Here is a 20576-nt window from a genome sequence, read left to right on the forward strand (position 1 = left end):
CACCCCTTAATCAATGCTTGGCGGCTGTTGTTGCTTACCCGCTAAAAAGGCTTGTACCAGTTGGCTTAACACTTGGCCGCATTGATTCAGCCCTGCAGCTTCACCACTTGGATGTTGCGCAGGCGCGGCTTCGGCTAAGTGTAAATAAGCGGTTTGCGGTAATTTGGCGAATTGAAACACGGCTTGCTCTGCTTCAGCTACGCTAATACCACTGTAGTTAAGCGCGCTGGCCGGCATGCTGGTAATGCAGTCGGTATCCACTTCAAGTGCTAACTTGGTGTTAGCGGATAACACTCTTTGCAAACTCAGTTCGATGGCTTGGCTCCAGTTGTACTGGCCTTCTACAAAGATCTGTTGATAGCTGAGATATTCAAAATTCGCTTGCTGTAAGGCCGTCAAACTGGCGGCATTATTTTTTTGCACATGTAGCCCCAGCACAAAATAGTGCTGTAATAACGCTTCAGCTTGCGCATAACTAAACGCATTGCCGCTATGTCGCCCTTCTAAAGCACGAAAATCGGCATGCGGATCCAAATTAATACAATTAACCTGTTGCTGCTGACAATCACTTAACGCCCGCAACAGTGGCAAGGCATTGTTATGACCACCGCCAATCACTATCGGCGTTAAGCCCTGCGCAAAAATAGGTTGAACGGCACTGAATACTCGTTCGTCAAGTTGCGCACAAAGGGCGCGTAATTGGTTTAAATGCTCGGGTTGTTGATGATCTAATGCTGTACTTTGTGCTTGTAAATCGGCACAGGCTACCTCACCGAGGATCAAAATAGATTCACCGGCGAGTAATGCATTAGCTTGCAGATTAAGAAATTTGTTTAAAAACGCTTGAAAGCCTAATTGTGCCCCAGCAAAGCCACCGTTCGCTCTAGGGCCCAGATCTTCTGGGATCCCCAGTATGACAAACTTGCCACCGTGAGTGGCATGTAAGGCAAGGTTCTCTGCTAACGATAAAGTGGCTTCAGGAAAGCGTAACTGGGCAGATAAGCGTTGCTCGCCGCTGCGCTGCTGACAGCAACGCGCAAGTTGCGCTTGAGTCAAATAGTGCAGGGCGTTCATGCGTTACTCGATGTCGAGTGCATCAGGCGATAAAATGATGCCGGTACTGTCAGCATACAGATGATCACCAGGTAGGAAGGTTACGCCGGCAAAATTAACGGGCACTTCGGTTTCACCAAAGCCTGCATCGTCAGCGCCAATCGGGATCGCATTAACGGCTTGAATACCGATATCGAAATCTTCTAATGCATCAAGATCGCGCACGCTACCGTAGCAGACAATGCCTTCCCAGCCGTTGCTTGCCGCTAAAGAGGCCAGATCCGCATCAATTAAAGCACGACGAGCTGAGCCACCACCGTCAATCAGTAACACCTTACCAATGCCGTTGTCAGTCAGCATTTGACGCACCAAACCGTTGTCTTCAAAACATTTTACGGTGTGGATTTTTCCGCCAAAAGAACGGCGACCACCATAGTTAGCAAAAATTGGCTCAACGACATCAACTTGATCCGCGTACAGATCGCAAAGCTCTGAGGTGTTATATTCCATAAGGTGGCTCCAAACTGCAAGAAAGGTATGCAGACAGTATAACCTGCTACCACCTAAGCTCAAGCACAACTTCGAGCACAATCAGGCAAAGTCGCTTACGCAATGCGGTTTTCTACTTGAGAGGGAAGTGGTAACAGGCGGATGCTTAACGGGAGTGCACTGGCCCTTACAGCGTTTTAATACTGATCAGCGGTTCACGGCTGGCATTAGCGTGTTTTAACTTGGCCAAATAGTCTTGCCACAAGGTTGTTTCATCTTGAGCCAACTGGCAAAGATAAGCAAAACTGTACAAGCCGGTGGCATGACCATCATCAAAAACCAGTTTCACTGCGTAATGACCCACCGCTTGGATCTGCTTGATGGCAACATCACGTTTATGGCTGACCAACTTAGGTTGGCCATGACCACGCACCTCAGCAGAGGGGGAGTGCACGCGTAAAAACTCGGCACTCAAACTGCTGAGGCTGCCGTCGCTAAACTGTAAGTCGAGCAAACGGCGACGTTGATGGTAATGAAGACCAACCAATTTTTTGGTCATTACAAAATAAACCGACTGAGATCTTCGTTTTGGACTAAGTTGCCCAGATGTTTTTCGACATACTCCGCATCGATACTGATTTGTTGCCCCGCATGATCGGCGGCATCATAAGAGATTTCCTCTAATAAACGCTCCATTACCGTGTACAAACGACGAGCACCGATGTTTTCTGTGGTTTCATTCACTTGAAAGGCCGCGGCCGCGATATGCTTAATGCCGTCAGCGGTAAAGCTGATGTTCACCCCTTCAGTGGCGAGCATCGCTTGCGCTTGTTCGGTCAGTGACGCTTTAGGTTCGGTTAAGATGCGTTCAAAATCAGCGGCGGTTAACGCTTCCAGTTCAACCCGGATCGGCAAGCGACCTTGTAATTCAGGCACAAGATCGGAGGGTTTACTCATTTGAAAGGCGCCAGACGCAATAAACAAAATATGGTCGGTTTTTACCATACCGTGCTTGGTGTTCACGGTGCAGCCTTCAATCAGCGGCAGTAAGTCACGTTGCACGCCTTCGCGTGAAACATCGGGGCCGCTGGTTTCGCCGCGTTTACAAATTTTATCGATTTCATCTAAAAACACGATGCCATTTTGTTCAACCGCTTCTAGGGCTTCTAGCTTAAGCTCTTCAGGATTAACCAAACGTGCCGCTTCTTCTTCAATTAATTGCTTTAAAGCCTCTTTGATTTTCAGCTTACGTTTTTTCTTTTTGTCATTGCCCAAGCTTTGAAACATGCTTTGCAATTGCGACGTCATTTCTTCCATGCCCGGTGGCGCCATAATTTCGACGCCAATGGGGCCTTGTGACAATTCCAATTCGATTTCTTTATCGTCTAATTGGCCTTCACGCAGCTTTTTACGGAAAATTTGCCGTGTATTCGATTCGCTACTTTTTTCTGTTTCACCCCAAGCGTCTTTGGCGGGTGGCAGTAAAGCATCGAGGATCCGCTCTTCTGCGGCTTCTTCTGCTCTAAAACGATTTTTGGCAATCGCTTGTTCACGCAACATTTTGACGGCACTGTCTGCCAGATCACGGATGATGCTTTCTACTTCTTTACCGACATAACCCACTTCGGTGAATTTGGTGGCTTCAACTTTAATAAAGGGCGCGTTAGCCAATTTGGCTAAGCGACGAGCAATTTCAGTTTTACCTACACCAGTTGGGCCAATCATCAGAATATTTTTGGGGGTGACTTCTTGGCGCAAGCTTTCATCAAGCTGCATACGGCGCCAACGGTTACGTAAGGCAATAGCAACGGCACGTTTGGCTTTATTTTGACCGATAATGTGTCGATCCAACTCGTGGACGATTTCTCTAGGCGTCATGTCAGACATAATTGTTCCGCTTATAATTCTTCAATGGTGTGATGGTGATTGGTATAGACACAAATATCACCGGCAATTTTTAGGCTTTTTTCAACGATGTCACGCGCGCCTAACTCAGAATTTTGTAGCAGCGCTGTCGCCGCCGCTTGCGCAAAAGGGCCGCCACTGCCAATGGCGATGAGATCGTGTTCTGGCTGGATCACGTCGCCGTTACCCGTAATGATTAAAGAGGTGTTGGCATCGGCTACGGCCAGTAACGCTTCGAGTTTGCGCAGCATGCGATCGGTACGCCAATCTTTTGCTAACTCAACGGCCGCGCGCATTAAATGGCCTTGGTGCATGTCAAGTTTGGCTTCAAAGCGTTCAAATAAGGTGAAGGCGTCAGCGGTACCGCCGGCAAAACCTGCCAAGACTTTATTATGGTAAAGACGGCGAACTTTACGGGCGTTACCTTTCATTACGGTGTTGCCCAGTGACACCTGGCCATCACCGCCGATGGCGACGTGACCATTGCGTCGAACAGATACGATAGTTGTCATGAATATGCCCTATGGCGAATTAACTTAGGGCATAGATAGGGTTTAGGCGTTAGCTTTTCAAGCCCAGTTACGCACCTGACAGGTATTAATACCCATTTGCCGTAACCGATTCATATCAACCGTGGCAGCACGACGAGACTCATAAGGGCCCAGCACAACCCGAAACCACACGCCGTTGGTCCCTTCGGTGCGGCGCACATCGGCAGTAATGCCCGCAAAGGCGATTTGCGCCTTCATGGCTTCGGCTTGGGTTTGCTGTCTAAAAGAGCCACATTGCAGTTGCGCCGGACCACTGCGGCGCTGCTCCGTCACTTCGACGGTCACTTCTTTATTTTTAAGCTCTTCAATATATTGATAAGGCTCAGCTACGGGCTTGGGAGGCAACTCATCTTTTTTCACGGTAACAGCCGTAGCGGGCGCTGCAGGCGGCGTTACCACCGGAGCTTGTTGGCGTAAAAACCACAAACCGTAAACAAAAGCCAATAAGACACAGAGCACCAAGCCGATTAATATCCAAGGTTTTTGTGAGGCAGCTTGCGCTTTGGCGCCGCGTGCTGGGCGGGCTTTGCCTTTGCTCTTGCTGGCCGGTTTCGGGCGACTGGCGCGCACATAATCTTTTTGTGGCATAGTGACTGTTTGGTTACCTACTCATTACAACAACGGCTATTCTACCTTGAATAGTAAAAAATGAAATAGAGCTATCACTCTGGCTTTACGTTTAGCTCAGATCAAGAGCATCCACATCGAGCTGCCATTTTACTTTACGGCTCAGCGGCCAACGTGTGATTTCTGGCAAGATGTGCCCTAAGGCATGATGCAATAGCGGTCTATTATGGCTGTACAAATGCAATTGCCAGCGATACTTACCCGCTTTGCGCTCTAAAGGCGATAATAACGGCCCTAGCCGCTGTAAACCGTTATAGGCTTGGCAAAGCTCTGCGACCTGTTGTAACCACTGCTGGCATAAGTCACTTTGTAGGGCTTCGGCACGAAATAATGCCAAGTGCTGATAGGGCGGTAAGGTGGTTTGTTGGCGTTCGAGCAGGGCGCTGCGCGCAAAAGCCGCATAACCGTTTTGAATAATATCTTGCAGCAGAGCATGTTCAGGATGCTGTGTTTGCAGTAATACCTTACCTTTGTCATTGCCTCGACCTGCGCGGCCAGCGACCTGTGTCAGCAGTTGAGCTAATTGTTCTGGCGCGCGAAAGTCTGCACTGTATAAGGCGCCATCGACATCAACAATTACCACCAAGGTCACAAAAGGAAAGTGATGGCCTTTCGCCAGCATTTGCGTACCTAAAATCAGGCGTGGCCCAGCTTGATTAATATCCTTAAGCAACTCCCCTAAAGCACCTTTTCGCCTTGTACTATCGCGGTCTAAACGGGTTACAGGTGTATCTGCAAACAACTGCTGCAAATGTTCTTCTAACTGTTCAGTGCCTTGGCCGACTGGCGCTAATCGAGCACTGCCACAAGCTCCGCATTGCCTAGGAATAGGGCGGCTGGCGCCGCAATGGTGACATAACAATTGGCGACTATGTTTATGATAAGTGGTAAAGGTACTGCAACGTTTACATTCGGTCAGCCAGCCGCAATCTTGACAGCTAAGCGCCGGGGCAAAACCGCGGCGATTTAAAAATAACATCACTTGCTTACCACGGGCTAACTGGCCGCGGATTTGTTTAATACTGCTATCGGCTAAGCCGAACTGTAATTGCTGCTGTTTTAAATCAATTAACTCAAATGGCGGTAAGCTTTGCCCTGTAGCGCGATGTTGCAGTGCTAAATGCACATAGCGTTTTTGTTGGCAATTATATAAAGATTCTAAACTGGGGGTGGCAGAGCCAAGCAACACAGGGCAGCCTTCTAATGAGCCGCGTTTAATCGCCAGATCACGCGCATGATAGCGAAAGCCATCTTGCTGTTTTAAAGATAAATCATGCTCTTCATCAATAATAATTAAGCTGAGTTGTCGAAACGGTAAAAACAGCGCCGAGCGCGTGCCAATGACAATCGCAGCACTGCCGCTTGCCGCTTGTAGCCAGCATGACAAACGTTCGCCATCGCTGAGGTTAGAGTGCCAAGCTAAAACGGGCACATTAAAGCGCTGTACAAAACGTTGAAGTGTTTGCGGCGTTAAGCCAATTTCAGGTAGCAACAATAAGACTTGTTCGCCACGGGCTAATAAAGGCGCAATGCATTGCAAATACACTTCGGTTTTACCCGAGCCGGTGACACCTTCTAACAAGAACGGCTGAAATTTTCCGTGAGCCTGCTGCACCGCACTCACAGCAATAGCCTGGTCAACTGTCAGCTGTAAGGGTGTTTGTGCTAAACCTTGATAGGCGTAAGGTTGACGCTCTAGTGTTTCAGCAACAACCATGCCTTTGTCTATCAGTTGTTTCAGTGTGCTGCGATGATGCTGTTGCAGTAGTGTATCTTCAGCTAAAGGGCTGGTTTGCAGCGTTTGCCACAAGGCAAGTTGCTTCGCCGAACGCTTAAAATCACTACTTTGTGCTGCTTCGCCTGCCGCCGTTAATCGATAGCCGGTTAGGGCAAAATCGCGCAGTTGTCGGCCCTCACGCAATAACGCAGGAAGGGCCGCGGTCAGCACTTCACCTAACGGATGGTGATAGTAATCCGCTGCAAAGCTTAATAAAAGGCGTAGGGTGCCGGAGATCACCGGAGCGTCTTCTAAAATGTGACCTACTGCTTTGAGTTGGCTGTGTTCAAAAGGACTATCCGGATCAATTTGCCAAACAATCCCGATTAACTGACGTTGACCAAATGGCACTTGTACCCGACACCCCACTGTTACACTGCTGTTTTCAGGCAACAGATAATCAAAATGTTGGCGTAACGGGACGGGCAGAGCCACTCGAATAACGGTCACTATGGTTTCCACAACAAAGCAAAGGGATTGTTAGTTTAAGGATCGATATCCGGCTTGCCAAGTAAAACAAAAATAGTGTTTTTTTGCCGCGGGCAGGTTGCAACTTGTTTGCCTATCAATTAAGCTACGCGCCCTAAATTAACTGTAATTGCGTATGGTGTCTGGCGCCAAAAATTGTGACCAGATAGCGATACGGCCTAACGAGGTAACCCATGAAACCAGGTATCCATCCAGAATACAAAGAAATTACTGCTACTTGTACTTGCGGTAATGCATTCAAAACTCGCTCTGCACTTTGCAAAGACATCCACTTGGACGTATGTTCAGCCTGTCACCCGTTTTATACTGGTAAGCAAAAAGTGTTAGACGTAGGTGGTCGTGTAGATCGCTTCAAAAAACGTTTCTCTGTTCTGGGCAATCGTTAATCGATTACCGAACGAAAAAAAACCGGAGCTTAGGCTCCGGTTTTTTTTGCTTCAAAATACGCTGAATGTGCACATTAGCATTAATCTTTACTGAGCATCGCGGCACGGTTGTCATGGCGATGGTTGTAGCACAATAAATAAACGCCATGCTCAGCATGCTAGCTAAGACACAGCGTTAAGTGGGTACAACCTATGGCTAAAACGATTATGCAGCAAATTCAAACAACCGGTTATTGACCACCTGATAACACTTGGTTAATTGAAGAGGAAGAGCTGTCTGGTTTAATACTGGCACAGTTGCTGCCGCTTTGCTCACAACTGACCCCGCGAATACGACTACCGACAGAGCGGTTATCATAAAGCCCTGAAGAATTTAACCGTTTGACTAAACCGGCAAGCATGTTGTTCATTTGTATTTGCTGACCCGTCACGCGGATGACTTCAATGTTTTCAACTTGCTGTAAATCTTTTACTAATTCTGCATGTTCATTGTTTGCTGCTAGTTCAGCGCTGACTTCCGCTAAATAAGGTTTGGCTTGGGTTTGACCAGTTAACACTAAGCGTTTAAACAACTCCGCCGCAGCAACGAGATCTTTTTCAGTGCCAACACCATGTTGTTTAAGTTGGCCCAGTAACAGCATTGACGTTGCTAACTTTTGTTCTGACGCTTGCTCGAGTAATACCACCGCTTGCTCGATTTGTGTTGGATCTTCAGTTTGCAATAATGTTACTGCTTTTGCATATTGGGCTGGAGCGTAATTTAAAGAGATGGCTTGTTCTAATAAACGGTCGGCTTCTGCGATATCTTGCTCAATAACAAAGCCATTTCTTAACCAATCTGACATCAAGTAAACTGACATGGGGTTACGCTGGCGCACACCTTGGCGAAGATAGCGTAATGCTTGACTGGTATTCTGTTCTAAACCATCGCCTGTAGCATAAGACATCGCAACGATCGCCGCGGCATCGCCGCTACCTGCTCGAGCCAGTCGCATCAATTTACGCAGCTCTTTTGTGCAGTCAGTTTCAGTGCATATTTGCTCATTGTTCGCCGTATTTTGTGCAGTGGCGGGCAGGCTAATACTGATGCTACTCACGAGAATAAGTGCAGAGATCGATAAAAGGCGCATGGCATAACCTCATTAACTAAATATTTACCAGTTATTGTAGTGATATTTTAATGACGGTCAAGGGATGTAGCCAAAATTAACGGTAAATTGTTTTATTTATGTTAAATATTGGTGGTGACTAGTTCAACACATAAATACTCAGCAAGAGATTGGGTTTTAAGTGTATAGGCTTCTTTATGGCTAGCGCATTTCTTGCTATAAGAGGAGAAGAAAATATCAACAAGAGGGTGGTCATACTTGCTTAGGCTGGTAGGTCCAGCAACAAATTGGTGTTCTTCTATTAAAGAGCTCATTAAAATGAGCCTTCATCTGGCTTGCTGTGAAACAATAATAAGCATAATTGCAGCCTGTCGCCGCTTACCTTACTCCAGGACAATTAGAATGACAGATTTCAGAGAACAGGCACTTCGCTATCATGCCGAACCCCGCCCAGGAAAAATTAGTATTGAAATTAGCAAACCGGCTGAAACCGTCCGTGATCTTGCGCTAGCTTACAGCCCCGGTGTGGCGGAGCCCGTTCGTGAAATTGCCGCTGATCCAGACAATGTGTATAAATATACCGCTAAAGGTAACTTAGTCGCCGTGATTTCTAACGGTACTGCGATTTTAGGTTTGGGTAATCTCGGGCATTTAGCATCAAAACCGGTGATGGAAGGTAAAGCCTTGTTGTTTAAACGCTTTGCCAACTTAGATTCGATTGATATTGAAGTGTCACATCGCACAACGGAAGAGTTTATAACGACTGTTGCCAATATTGCCGATACCTTTGGCGGGATTAATTTAGAAGATATTAAAGCGCCAGAATGTTTTGAAATAGAAAAAGAGTTAATCAAACGCTGCAACATCCCGGTGTTTCATGATGATCAACATGGTACGGCAATAGTCACTGCTGCCGGTATGCTTAATGCGTTAGAAATCCAAGGTAAGGATATTAAACACGCCATTATCGTTTGTATGGGCGCGGGTGCTGCGGCTATTGCTTGCATGGAGTTATTAATTAAATGCGGTGCCATGCGTGAGCATATCTATATGTTGGATACCAAAGGGGTGATCCATGCTCGGCGCGAAGATTTAAACCAATATAAATCGTTATTTGCCAATAATACCGATAAACGGACTTTAGAAGATGCTTTACAAGGGGCGGATGTATTTGTTGGTGTATCGGGCCCCGATGTGTTGCCAGCAGAAGCATTAATGTTAATGGCAGATAAGCCCGTAATTTTTGCTTGTTCAAACCCTGATCCAGAAATTAAGCCTGAGCTCGCACACGCGGCTCGACAAGATCTGATCATGGCAACAGGTCGCTCTGATTACCCTAATCAAGTGAATAATGTCTTGTGCTTCCCGTTTATTTTCCGTGGTGCTTTAGACGTGCGTGCCAGTGAAATCAATGACGCAATGAAACTTGCAGCAGTAGAAGCGATCCGCTCAATTGCTAAAGAGCCCGTACCAGCAGAAGTTTTGGCGGCGGCTGACGTGTCTGCTTTAGAGTTTGGTAAATCTTATATTATTCCAAAACCGATGGATCCGAGATTGTTGCCTCGTGTAGCACGCGCTGTGGCAGAAGCTGCGGTAAACTCGGGCGTTGCTCGTTTACCACTGCCTGATAATTACTATAAGTAAGCTGTGCCACTTATAAAAAAACCGCCTATTGGCGGTTTTTTTATTCTTCGTCGTTTTCTGCTTCAATGATGACTGGGATGGGTTTACCCATGCTGGTCAAAATCTGCCGAACTTCAGCAGGAATTTGATGCGGATTATCTTTACGTAGATCGTCATCAGCCGGTAACGGCTGGCCAGTAAAGGCGTGCAAAAAGGCTTCGCACAATAACTCACTATTTGTAGCATGCCGTAAGTTGTTCACTTGGCGGCGAGTGCGTTCGTCAGTTAGCACTTTTAAAACATTCAGCGGGATCGATACGGTAATCTTTTTAACTTGTTCTGATTTTTTACCGTGTTCCGCGTAAGGGTGAGCATACTCACCATTCCACTTAGCCATAAGGGTCCCTTGTTATTGGTCGAGAGAAATTGCTCGCGCAAGTGCGAAATTCTACTGTTTTCTCTGTTACAGTCAAACACTGTGCAACAAATAAACATTATAGACGGCTAAATGGTTTGACTTCCAGTGTTAACGCATTATACTTTTTAGACATCTAAACATCCAAAAGGGCGTATTATGACCAAGCGTCATCCAGCGACTATCGTTGCTCGAGCGGGTATTGCGGAAGATACCGCCTTTGGTGCAGTGACACCACCGATTTACCTCACTTCAACTTATCAACTTCCGGCATTAGGGCAGCCAGGTCCTTATGATTATTCACGTTCTAATAACCCTACCCGCGATGTACTAGGGGAGGCGCTAGCCGAACTTGAAGGCGGTGCTAAAGCGATTATTACCAATACGGGTATGTCAGCTTGTTTGTTAGCACTGCAATTACTGACCCCCTCTAACACCTTAGTGATCCCGCATGATTGTTATGGTGGTAGTTATCGATTATTTACCAATTTGGCGCAAAAGAAGCAGGCTTTTAAATTACAGATTATCAATTTTCAAGATGCCGATTGGGCCGAGCAGCTACGGTTAAGCCAAGCCAGCATGATTTGGTTAGAAACACCGAGTAACCCATTACTGCAAATTACCGATGTGCGGGCGGTTTGTCAGTTAGCGGCCAGCCTCAAAGCCAAAGTGGTGGTGGATAACACCTTTTTATCGCCGGTATTGCAGCAGCCCCTCTCCTTAGGTGCAGATTTAGTCATACACTCGACGACGAAATTTATCAATGGCCACTCTGATATTATCGGCGGTGCCCTGATTGCTAAGGATCTGGCGGTTGGCGAAGAATTAAAATGGTGGGGAAACTGTTTAGGCTTAACCGGTGGAGCATTTGATGCCTATCTTACCTTGCGAGGCTTAAGAACGTTAAACTTGCGCTTAAAGCTGCAACAAGAAAATACGGCTGCAGTGGTCGATTTTTTAGCGGCGCATCCTTTAGTCGCTAAAGTGTATTATCCCGGGCTGGCAACTCATCCTGGGCATCAGATTGCTAAAGAGCAGCAATTGGGTTTTGGGGCGATGTGTAGTTTTGAGTTGAACGCCCCTGCGGCATTGTTAAAAGATTTTTTCAATGCTTTAAACTATTTTACTTTGGCGCAATCACTGGGAGGCACTGAAAGTTTAATCTGTCATCCTGCTTCAATGACACATGCTTCGATGGATGCGGCAGCGCAGCAGCGAGCGGGTATTGCTGCCACCTTAGTGCGGTTATCAATAGGCATTGAAGATGTGGCAGATTTACGTGCTGATTTGCAACAAGCGCTAAATGTGGTTGCTCAGCGTTTAGCTGACTAAAACAAACCCTCGAGCTTAGGCAACAGATGATTTAATGCCTGTTGCCTAAGTTATTTTTAATATTTTGTGTGCTCTCGCTAATATCTGAAATTCATTAACTTAATGATTTCTTTATTTTAGTTCATGTTTGCTGGCTTCTTTTCACCGTAAAATCAAGTTCCGTAAGCAGGTAACACGCTTGGCATTGTTAATTAAATTCGGGTAATCTAAAGCATATAAGTAGCTAGGCGCTAACGCTACAGCCAAGGAATTGGATTTCTGCATGCTTTTATCGGGCCTGTGTCGGCATCGGCGACATGTTTATCAGTTTTTCTGCTTTTTGTTGTGTGCTGTATTTTTTAATACGGCGGCGGCTTCTGCTGCAAAGCATATTCCTACCTTAGATAATTATTTTAAAGAAACGCTTAACACTCGAGCCGGTTTACCGCACAACACTATTAATGCCATAGCTCAAACCCCTGATGGCTATATGTGGTTTGGGACTTGGGAAGGCGTTGCACGTTATAACGGCCGCGAATTTCGCATTTTTGATCGTAACCCCCAAACCGGTTTGCCTGATGTCGGTGTGCGTACTTTTCATTTAGATCAACATAATGTTTTGTGGATAGGTGGTGCACGGGGCGGGTTGGTTAAAGTTCAAGATGGGCAATGGCAAGCTTTCCCCCCTTTTGGTGAATTGATTAATCGTTTGTTTATGGATAATCAAGATCGATTATGGGTTGCTACTGAGGGGCAGGGCCTCTACATGCAAGATGCTGCCGGTAAACGCACACATTTTACGCTTGACGATGGATTACCCTCACTCCAAATTCACAGTTTGCAACAAGACGCCAAGGGCTTGCTGTGGGTTGGCACCGCGAATGGATTGGTTTACTTAGATGCACAATTGCAAATTCAACCGGTTGCTGCTGACGAATTTAATGGCGTACCGATATTTGCTTTGGAATTAAATCATCAAGCAGAGTTACTGGTTGGTACAGAACGTGGCCTTTATCTGGCACAGCCAAGTCAAGCTAAACCATTAACTTTATTAGATAATGTTCCAGTGTCGGCCATATTGCAGGATAATGCCGACATTCTTTGGATTGGCACTATCGATAGAGGCTTATTACGCCAACATAACGGTATTACTGAAACCTTAGATATGCGACAGGGCTTACCCAATAATCGTATTTTAGCCTTGTTAAAAGACAAAGAAGGTAATTTGTGGGTTGGCACTAATGGCGGCATTTTTCGTTTAAGAGATGCGCCTTTTAATACCATGACCACCGAAGCCGGATTAGCCGGAAATTATACCCGTGCTGTGTTGTCGCATTCCAATGGCTGCATGTATGTTGGTAGCAGCCGCGGTTTAACCCGTATTTGTAATGGTGCATTCAGTATTATTGATTTATCGGCAGTCAGTGTCGGGCAGTCGGTGTTAAGTCTAGCGGAAGGACCAGATCAGACGGTGTTAGTGGGTACCTATGCCGATGGTTTAATTGAACTGCAACACGATCAAATCCGACGCCATTATGATACCGGGAACGGTTTACCGGCCAATGAAGTGCGCGCCATTTTACCTCTGGGCAACGGTCAAATGTGGGTAGGTACGTCTAATGGTGTCAGTCTTGTAAAGGATGATGGTATTTTAAGTTTAGACGTTGCTGACGGTTTACCCAGTTCGTTTGTTGTCTCGCTGTTTCAAGCACCTGATCAGCGGATTTTTATTGGTACCGGCAATGGTGTGGCCGTTTATGAAAACGAGCAGCTGAGAACACTAAATTTAGCCGCCTATGATGATGCACACTATGCCTTTGGGATGACCTATGATGCCCCAGTTAACATTTTATGGATCACCACGGATCGTGGCCTGATGGCCTATCATCTAGCCCGCAATGACATACAGATTATTGGCCGAGGGCAAGGCATGCCGTTTGATAAAATATTTGAGTTAGTTCAAGACCAGCAAGGATCCTTTTGGATCAGCAGTAATAGGGGTATTTTAAGGTTAAATCGCAGCCATGCCCTAGCGCTTTTAGCCGGTAAGCGTAGTGCATTAAATGTCGAACTGTATGGTGAAAGCGATGGCATGATTAGCTCGCAAGCCAATGGCGGCTCTGCCAAAGCGGGTGCACTACACCATGATGGTTCGGTGTGGTTTGCCACATCTATGGGCGTTACGCGGGTTCAGCCTGAGCGCTTGCAGCAATTTGCTGAAATTGCTCCGCCAGTAGTCATTGAAAAAGTGCATGTCGATGGCCAAGCTTTACCCTTAGATTCTCCAGCTAATCTCGCCGCAGGCAGCAATCGATTGGAAATTAGTTACGCAGGCTTGGGTTTTGTGATGTCAGGGCGAATTCAGTATCGCACTAAGTTAGACGGTTTTGATCGTGATTGGGTGGCGCGTGGCACCGCCATTACCGCTGAGTACACTAACTTACCACCAGGCGAATATCGCTTTTTAGTGAGTGCCAGTTATCCCGATGGTGAGTGGAGCAAGCAAGAAGCTGTCTATACCTTTACGCTATTGCCACATCTTTGGCAGCGTTGGTGGTTTAAATTAGCCATTATCTTGTTACTCACCACACTCAGTATTATGTTGGTGCGTTGGCGTATGTCGAGTTTGAGACACACTGAACAACGTTTGCGTAAATTAGTCTCAGAGCAAACAACGGAACTGCAATTACTGGCGAGACAAGATGCCTTAACCGGTTTGGCTAATCGCCGAGCCTTTGATGAAGAATTGCAGCATGAGTATCAACGCGCGCAGCGGAATCACACCACTTTATGTCTGGCATTAATAGATGTTGATCATTTTAAGCGGGTTAATGATCAACTGTCGCATGCGGTAGGTGATGAAGTACTGAAACGTTTGGCTGAAGTGTTAAAACAGCAATGCCGGACGGTTGATATGCTTGCACGTTGGGGCGGCGAGGAATTTGTGGTGTTGTTACCTGATACTTCATTACAGGATGCTTCAGAGGTGTGTGAACGCCTTCGTCATAAAGTAGAAAAACTTAACTTCACTGATCTAGCTGCAGATTTGCATATCACGATTAGTATTGGTTTAACCACGAATAATAAGTTGGAATTACCCCAACTATTAGTCAGTGCCGATAAAGCCTTGTATAACGCGAAAAGATTAGGGCGTAATCGCTTAGCCTTAGCTGATAACACGCGTTAAATATTGGGTATTAATTCAAAAAAACAGCATAATAATTCTTGATTGTGCATATCCTTCGTTCTACACTAGGCGCCATATTGTGCTATAACTTGTAGCCTAGTTTTTCTTTTAAGAGTTTTCCATGTCCGTTGAACAACAAAACATTAAAATTCGCAGTGCCGTCCTCGGCGCAGCGGGATACAGTGGTGCTGAGCTATGTGCTTTGTTATGCGCTAACCCCTATTTTGAACTGAGCTATGCTTTTGCATCGGCCGGTCGCAGTAGTGAACCTTTCGCCCAGTTATATCCTCGTTTTCAGCAGCAAGTCGATATTATGGTTGAGCCTTGGACCGATGAGCGCGTTGAGACGTTAGATGTGCAGGTCGCGTTTTTGGCGTTGCCACATGAAGCCAGTGAAGCTATTGCCCCGCTGTTGTTAGCAAAAGGTATTGCGGTTGTGGATTTATCGGGTGCCTTTCGTTTAAAGCAAGCTGACTTATACCCGAAATACTATGGTTACGCTCATCAACATCCTGAGTTATTAGCCCAAGCGGTGTATTCTTTAATGGAATGGCAAACGAGCCCATTGGGTGATTTAGTCTCGGTTCCTGGCTGTTATCCTACTGCTTGTACGTTGGCGTTATTACCGCTGCTAAAAGCCGATTTAGTGACTCAAGACTGCATTCCGGTGATCAGTGCAACAAGTGGTGTCTCGGGTGCCGGCCGCAAAGCCAGCTTAAGTACTTCATTTTGTGAAGTCGGTTTAAATGCTTATGGTTTCTTTAAACACCGGCACCGCCCAGAGATTGAACAAAATCTGGGACGCAAAGTGGTGTTTACCCCTCATCTGGGTAATTTTAAGCGCGGCATTTTGGCAACCTGCGTTGTTACGTTAAAAGCTGGCGTGAGCGCTGAGCAAGTTGCGGCAGCCTTTCAGCATGCTTATGCCAATAAGCCGTTAATCCGTTTTACTAAGAACTCTCCTAATGTTGCCGATGTGGCGGGTACACCGTTTTGTGATTTGTATTGGCAGCAAGATGGTGAGCAATTAGTCATTATGTCAGCCATTGATAACTTATTAAAAGGTGCTGCCGCGCAAGCGATGCAGGCGGCAAATGTGCGTTTTGGTAAACCGGAGACAGCGGGTTTATTAGCAGGAGCCAGCCTATGAAACCGCTAGTATTAAAAATGGGTGGCCGCTTACTGCAAGACAGGCAAGCGTTAGATGCCTTATTAGCGGTATGCGCCAACATTAAGCAGCAACGGCCGGTCATTTTAGTACACGGTGGTGGCGATCAGGTTGATCAATGGCTGAGCAAGTTTGGTTTTGTCACAGAAAAAATTGATGGGCAACGGGTATCACCGGCAGAACAAATGCCTGTGATAACCGGTGCTTTAGATGGCGCGGTAAATGCTGAAATGGTCAGCCGCGCCATGTTGCAAGGTTTGCTCCCAGTTGGCTTAAATTTATCCGCGGGTAATGCCTGTCAATTTACCGTGAATACGCGCCTTGGTGCGGTAGGTATTGTTAAACCCGCCGATGCGACCTTAATTGAGTTGTTATTAACTCAAGGCTATACCCCCGTATTTAGCTCGATTGGCATTGCTGCCGATGGCCAGTTGTTAAATGTGAATGCCGATTTAGCCGCAGCGGCTATTTGCCAGCTAGTGAAAGGCCAATTGGTGTTATTAACCGACGTTCCCGGCATTCTCGATGCCAATATGCAGTTAATTAGCGAACTTTCTGCCGAACAAGCCAGTAACTTAGTGCTTGAGGGTGTGATTAAAGGCGGCATGAAAGTGAAGTTAGATGCTGCTTTAGAAACAGCGGCCGCGTTGCAAAGTAATATTGTGGTCGCGGGCTGGCAAAACCCAGCCGATTTGATGAATTTGATGCAGGATAAGCCGGTCGGCACCTGCATTTTGTATTAATTAACGGCGCCATTGCTTGGTGCCATTGAGTAAGGATACCGCTTAGCGGATAACGCGTGTGCTATGAGTAAATTAACCCAGCTGCTATGTTTAGCTGAACTGGATCAACAACAATTGTCTGCTCTGCTTGATCTCGCCTTAGATATCAAACAATCACCTAAAAATTACCGACATGCTTTGCAGGGGCGAAGTATTGCTTTGCTGTTTGAAAAGCCCTCGTTACGCACCCGCGTAAGCTTTGATGTGGGTATTCACAAATTAGGTGGCCATAGTGTCTATCTTGATTTGCAAAATGGCGCTATGGGTGAGCGTGAATCGGTTGAAGACTTCGGCAGTAACTTAGCATGCTGGACCGATGCTATTGTGGCGCGTGTTTACTCACAGAAAACCCTGGTGCGTTTAGCTTTAAGCAGTAAAAAACCGGTTATCAATGCGTTAAGTGATATTTATCACCCGTGCCAAGCCTTAGCCGATTTATTGACATTAAAAGAGCAGTACGGCGATTTATCTCAAGTACACTTAGCCTATGTTGGCGATGGCAATAATGTTTGCCAATCTTTGATGTTAGGTGCAGCGATCATGGGGATGGACTTAACGGTGGTCACACCACAAGGTTTTGGCCCTGATGCGCATGTATTATTAAAAGCGCAAGAAATCGCGCAGCGCAGTGGCGCCAAGTTAACATTGAGCCAGCATGTTTCTTCTGCGGCCGGTGCTGATGCGATCTATACCGATACTTGGTTATCAATGGGTACCCGTTCTGATCCTGCGTTAATTACTGAAATTTTTTCACCCTATCAGATCAATACTGCAGTGATGCAGCGTTTAGCGGTAAAACATTTTATGCACTGTTTACCTGCACATCGTGGCCACGAAGTGACCAGTGAAGTGTTAGACAGTGAACATTCTTTGGCATTGCAGCAAGCGGAAAACCGCATGCACGCACAAAATGCCGTTTTAGTCAGTTTATTTAGTTGAGGTTGATGATGAGCGTTGAAAACGTTAAAAAGGTAGTTTTAGCCTATTCAGGTGGTTTAGATACATCGGCTATCGTGCCGTGGTTAAAGGATAATTATAACTGCGAGGTGATTGCCTTTGTTGCTAACGTCGGTCAAGGCGATGAAGAGCTTGCCGGTGTAGAAGAAAAAGCCATTAAATCAGGTGCTAGCAGCTGCTACATCGTTGACTTACGTGAAGAGCTAGTCAATGAAGTGATTTTCCCGACGTTAAAAACCGGTGCGGTGTATGAAGGCCAATATTTATTAGGAACCTCTATGGCACGCCCTGTGATTGCGCGTGCCCAAGTTAATTTAGCCTTAGAATTAGGTGCCGATGCGTTATGTCACGGCTGTACGGGTAAAGGTAATGACCAAGTACGTTTTGAAGGGGCCTTTGCCGCGTTAGCGCCACAATTAAAAGTGATCGCGCCATGGCGTGAATGGGAATTTAACTCTCGTCAGTCACTGCTTAATTACTTGGCTGAGAAAAACATTCCGACTACCGCTTCAGCGACCAAGATTTATAGCCGTGATGCCAACTTATGGCATATTTCACACGAAGGCGGTGAAATTGAGAATCCGTGGAACGAGCCTTCAGATCAAATCTGGATGTGGACGAAATCACCTGAACAAGCTCCTGATCAAGCCGCTTACGTTGAGTTAAGTTTCGAAGCCGGTGAATTAACCACCATCAATGGTCAAGCGATGGGGGGGGTTGCTGCCATTGAGTTACTGAATGATATCGGCTCTGAGCATGGTGTTGGCCGTATCGATATCGTTGAAAACCGTTTGGTTGGCATGAAATCTCGGGGTTGTTATGAAACACCCGGCGGTACAATTTTATTAGCCGCGTTAAAAGGTTTAGAAGCCTTAGTGTATGACCGTACTTCACTGAAATACCGTGAAGAAGTGGGTCTAGAGTTTGCGCAGCTGGTTTATGATGGACGTTGGTTCACGCCATTAAAAGACGCCTTACTTGCCGCAGCAACCTCTTTAGCGTCACAGTTAACCGGTGATGTTGTGATAAAGTTGTACAAAGGCAATGTCACGGTAGCGAAACGTCGCTCACCAAACAGCTTGTACTCAGAAGCATTCGCCACGTTCGAAGGTGATGAAGTGTACAACCAAAAAGACGCTGAAGGCTTTATCAGATTATACAGTCTGGCTAGCCGGATCAGAGCCTTACACGCAAACAAGGGTTAAGTATTATGGCTATGTGGGGAGGGCGCTTTACTGAGGCCACACTGGCAGAATTTCGTGAGTTCAACGATTCGTTGAGCTTTGATTATCAACTTGCATTGCAAGATATTACCGCATCCCGTGCTTGGGCTGCGGGCTTGCTGCAAGCCGGTATTATCAATCAGCAAGAAGCGCAGCAGTTAGATGCCGGCCTGGCCGACTTAGCTGTAGCGATTGAAGCGGATCCTAAGTTACCGCTGCAAACGCAAGAAGAAGATATTCATAGTTGGGTCGAAGCCCAACTAACGGCCAAGCTAGGTAATGTTGCGAAGAAATTACACACGGGGCGCAGCCGTAATGACTTAGTTGCAACTGACTTGCGGCTCTGGACTCGTTTAAATGCGGGTCATGTGCGTCAATCACTACTGGCGGCGTTAAAAGCCTTGTTGGTGTTTGCTGAGCGCGCCGAAACCGCAGTGATGCCGGGTTTTACCCACTTACAGCGGGCACAGCCGGTATTAGTGGCGCACTGGGCCTTGGCCTATGTAGAAATGTTCAAACGTGACCTGGGCCGATTGGATGATGCTGTCGCACGTTTAGACAGTTGTCCTCTAGGTTGTGGCGCACTCGCCGGAACGGGCGTAGCAATGGATCGGCATACACTGGCACAACGCCTAGATTTTGCCGAACCTGCAGCTAACAGCTTAGATGCGGTATCCGATCGCGACTATGTGGTTGAGTTATCCGCTGCCGCAACCTTATGCATGACGCATTTATCACGTTTGTCAGAAGATGTTATTTTCTTTTGCTCAGGCGAAGCGGGCTTCTTTAAATTGGGTGACGCGATCAGTAGCGGCTCATCTTTAATGCCGCAAAAGAAAAACCCCGATGTATTTGAGTTATTGCGTGGTAAAACCGGTCGTGTCTTGGGCCATTTAGTGGCCATTTTGCATGTCATTAAAGGTTTACCTCTGGCATACAACAAAGACATGCAAGAAGATAAGCAAGGCTTTTTCGACTTGATGAGTACCTGGCAGCAATCGTTGTTAGTACTGGCAACCGTATTGCCGCATTTGTCGGTAAACGAAGCGCAATGTCGTTTAGCAGCAGAGCTCGGCTATAGCAATGCGACTGACTTAGCCGATTATCTGGTGGCGAAGGGTATTCCGTTTCGTGATGCGCATGAGTTATCCGGCGAGTTGGTGTTAAAGGCATCAGCGGCGAAGGTTGCGTTAGAAGCACTGCCATTAGCAGAGATGCAGCAGGTGTGTGAACTGATCAGTGATGATGTGTTTGCTGCTTTGACCATCGAAGCCGGCTTAGCCAAGCGCAATGCTTATGGTGGCACTTCACCACAACGCGTATTGGCTGCGTTAAAAGAGCGCCAAGCTTGGTTGGATAGTATTTTGGCCTAAGGTCACTTGAAAAAAAACCGGCTTTCGCCTAATGCCGGTCAGTTAAGCTGGCCGGCATTTTTCTTTCGGACAGGGTATTTCTGCTTACTCGACTTTAGGCAGCGAGGATAACATCGCTCTCGGCGTCCAGGTAGTAAGAAGTAGGACGCCA

The 20576-nt window shown here is 46.6% G+C and carries 19 protein-coding genes; 9 read left to right on the top strand and 10 right to left on the bottom strand.

What is annotated here, in order from left to right; genetic code table 11:
- Window positions 1-6: 6 nt before the first annotated feature.
- The 7 genes from LMJ53_RS13615 to priA form a co-directional block, all read right to left on the bottom strand.
- The gene (locus LMJ53_RS13615; RefSeq protein ID WP_229587467.1) at window positions 7-1074 is read right to left on the bottom strand and encodes a formimidoylglutamase; all 1068 of its coding nucleotides are present in this window, start codon (window positions 1072-1074) and stop codon (window positions 7-9) included.
- A gap of 3 nt (window positions 1075-1077) precedes the next feature.
- The gene (gene rraA, locus LMJ53_RS13620; protein ID WP_229587476.1) at window positions 1078-1563 is read right to left on the bottom strand and encodes a ribonuclease E activity regulator RraA; all 486 of its coding nucleotides are present in this window, start codon (window positions 1561-1563) and stop codon (window positions 1078-1080) included.
- 166 nt (window positions 1564-1729) lie between these two features.
- Complete coding sequence (locus LMJ53_RS13625; RefSeq protein WP_229587478.1) at window positions 1730-2101, bottom strand: gamma-butyrobetaine hydroxylase-like domain-containing protein; 372 nt, start codon at window positions 2099-2101, stop codon at window positions 1730-1732.
- Window positions 2101-3429, bottom strand: coding sequence for an HslU--HslV peptidase ATPase subunit (gene hslU / locus LMJ53_RS13630; protein WP_229587487.1), 1329 nt, complete (start codon window positions 3427-3429; stop codon window positions 2101-2103). The genes LMJ53_RS13625 and hslU overlap by 1 nt, the downstream gene beginning before the upstream one ends.
- A gap of 11 nt (window positions 3430-3440) precedes the next feature.
- Window positions 3441-3959: an ATP-dependent protease subunit HslV gene (gene hslV, locus LMJ53_RS13635; RefSeq protein WP_229587489.1), complete on the bottom strand. Its 519-nt coding sequence runs from the start codon at window positions 3957-3959 to the stop codon at window positions 3441-3443.
- A 57-nt stretch (window positions 3960-4016) separates the two neighbouring features.
- On the bottom strand, window positions 4017-4586 hold the full coding sequence (locus LMJ53_RS13640; protein ID WP_229587491.1) for an SPOR domain-containing protein: 570 nt from the start codon (window positions 4584-4586) through the stop codon (window positions 4017-4019).
- Window positions 4587-4677: 91 nt separating this feature from the next.
- Window positions 4678-6852 carry a primosomal protein N' gene (gene priA, locus LMJ53_RS13645; protein ID WP_229587500.1) on the bottom strand — a complete coding sequence of 725 codons (2175 nt, stop codon included), beginning with the start codon at window positions 6850-6852 and terminating at the stop codon, window positions 4678-4680.
- Window positions 6853-7064: 212 nt separating this feature from the next.
- Between priA and rpmE the strand changes: the two genes are divergently transcribed.
- Complete coding sequence (rpmE, locus tag LMJ53_RS13650) at window positions 7065-7277, top strand: 50S ribosomal protein L31 (protein WP_226751047.1); 213 nt, start codon at window positions 7065-7067, stop codon at window positions 7275-7277.
- 230 nt (window positions 7278-7507) lie between these two features.
- On the opposite strand, the gene LMJ53_RS13655 is transcribed toward rpmE, so the two are convergent.
- Both LMJ53_RS13655 and LMJ53_RS13660 read right to left on the bottom strand, forming a co-directional pair.
- Window positions 7508-8407 (bottom strand): tetratricopeptide repeat protein, encoded by a 900-nt coding sequence (locus LMJ53_RS13655; RefSeq protein WP_229587502.1) that lies wholly within the window; start codon window positions 8405-8407, stop codon window positions 7508-7510.
- 101 nt (window positions 8408-8508) lie between these two features.
- A complete protein-coding gene (locus LMJ53_RS13660) occupies window positions 8509-8700 on the bottom strand; it encodes a hypothetical protein (protein WP_229587504.1) in 192 nt (63 codons plus the stop codon).
- An 88-nt stretch (window positions 8701-8788) separates the two neighbouring features.
- On the opposite strand from LMJ53_RS13660, the gene LMJ53_RS13665 reads away from it, so the two are divergent.
- A complete protein-coding gene (locus LMJ53_RS13665) occupies window positions 8789-10030 on the top strand; it encodes a malic enzyme-like NAD(P)-binding protein (RefSeq protein WP_226751050.1) in 1242 nt (413 codons plus the stop codon).
- A gap of 40 nt (window positions 10031-10070) precedes the next feature.
- Here LMJ53_RS13665 and metJ read toward each other — a convergent pair whose 3' ends face one another.
- Window positions 10071-10406 (bottom strand): met regulon transcriptional regulator MetJ, encoded by a 336-nt coding sequence (gene metJ / locus LMJ53_RS13670; RefSeq protein ID WP_226751051.1) that lies wholly within the window; start codon window positions 10404-10406, stop codon window positions 10071-10073.
- 177 nt (window positions 10407-10583) lie between these two features.
- On the opposite strand from metJ, the gene metB reads away from it, so the two are divergent.
- From metB to argH, 7 genes are all read left to right on the top strand, one after another.
- Complete coding sequence (metB, locus tag LMJ53_RS13675) at window positions 10584-11756, top strand: cystathionine gamma-synthase (protein ID WP_229587506.1); 1173 nt, start codon at window positions 10584-10586, stop codon at window positions 11754-11756.
- Between the two features lie 262 nt (window positions 11757-12018).
- On the top strand, window positions 12019-14922 hold the full coding sequence (locus tag LMJ53_RS13680; RefSeq protein WP_229587508.1) for a ligand-binding sensor domain-containing diguanylate cyclase: 2904 nt from the start codon (window positions 12019-12021) through the stop codon (window positions 14920-14922).
- A gap of 121 nt (window positions 14923-15043) precedes the next feature.
- Window positions 15044-16072: an N-acetyl-gamma-glutamyl-phosphate reductase gene (gene argC / locus LMJ53_RS13685; protein WP_229587510.1), complete on the top strand. Its 1029-nt coding sequence runs from the start codon at window positions 15044-15046 to the stop codon at window positions 16070-16072.
- Window positions 16069-16833 carry an acetylglutamate kinase gene (gene argB / locus LMJ53_RS13690; RefSeq protein ID WP_229587512.1) on the top strand — a complete coding sequence of 255 codons (765 nt, stop codon included), beginning with the start codon at window positions 16069-16071 and terminating at the stop codon, window positions 16831-16833. Before argC ends, argB begins: the two co-directional genes overlap by 4 nt.
- A 63-nt stretch (window positions 16834-16896) precedes the next feature.
- Window positions 16897-17811 (top strand): ornithine carbamoyltransferase, encoded by a 915-nt coding sequence (locus tag LMJ53_RS13695; RefSeq protein ID WP_229587514.1) that lies wholly within the window; start codon window positions 16897-16899, stop codon window positions 17809-17811.
- A gap of 8 nt (window positions 17812-17819) precedes the next feature.
- Window positions 17820-19034 (top strand): argininosuccinate synthase, encoded by a 1215-nt coding sequence (locus LMJ53_RS13700; protein WP_226751057.1) that lies wholly within the window; start codon window positions 17820-17822, stop codon window positions 19032-19034.
- A 5-nt stretch (window positions 19035-19039) separates the two neighbouring features.
- Window positions 19040-20425 carry an argininosuccinate lyase gene (gene argH / locus LMJ53_RS13705; RefSeq protein WP_229587516.1) on the top strand — a complete coding sequence of 462 codons (1386 nt, stop codon included), beginning with the start codon at window positions 19040-19042 and terminating at the stop codon, window positions 20423-20425.
- Window positions 20426-20576 lie beyond the last annotated feature (151 nt).

The organism is Rheinheimera sp. UJ51, from assembly GCF_020819615.1.
GTDB lineage: Bacteria > Pseudomonadota > Gammaproteobacteria > Enterobacterales > Alteromonadaceae > Alishewanella > Alishewanella maricola.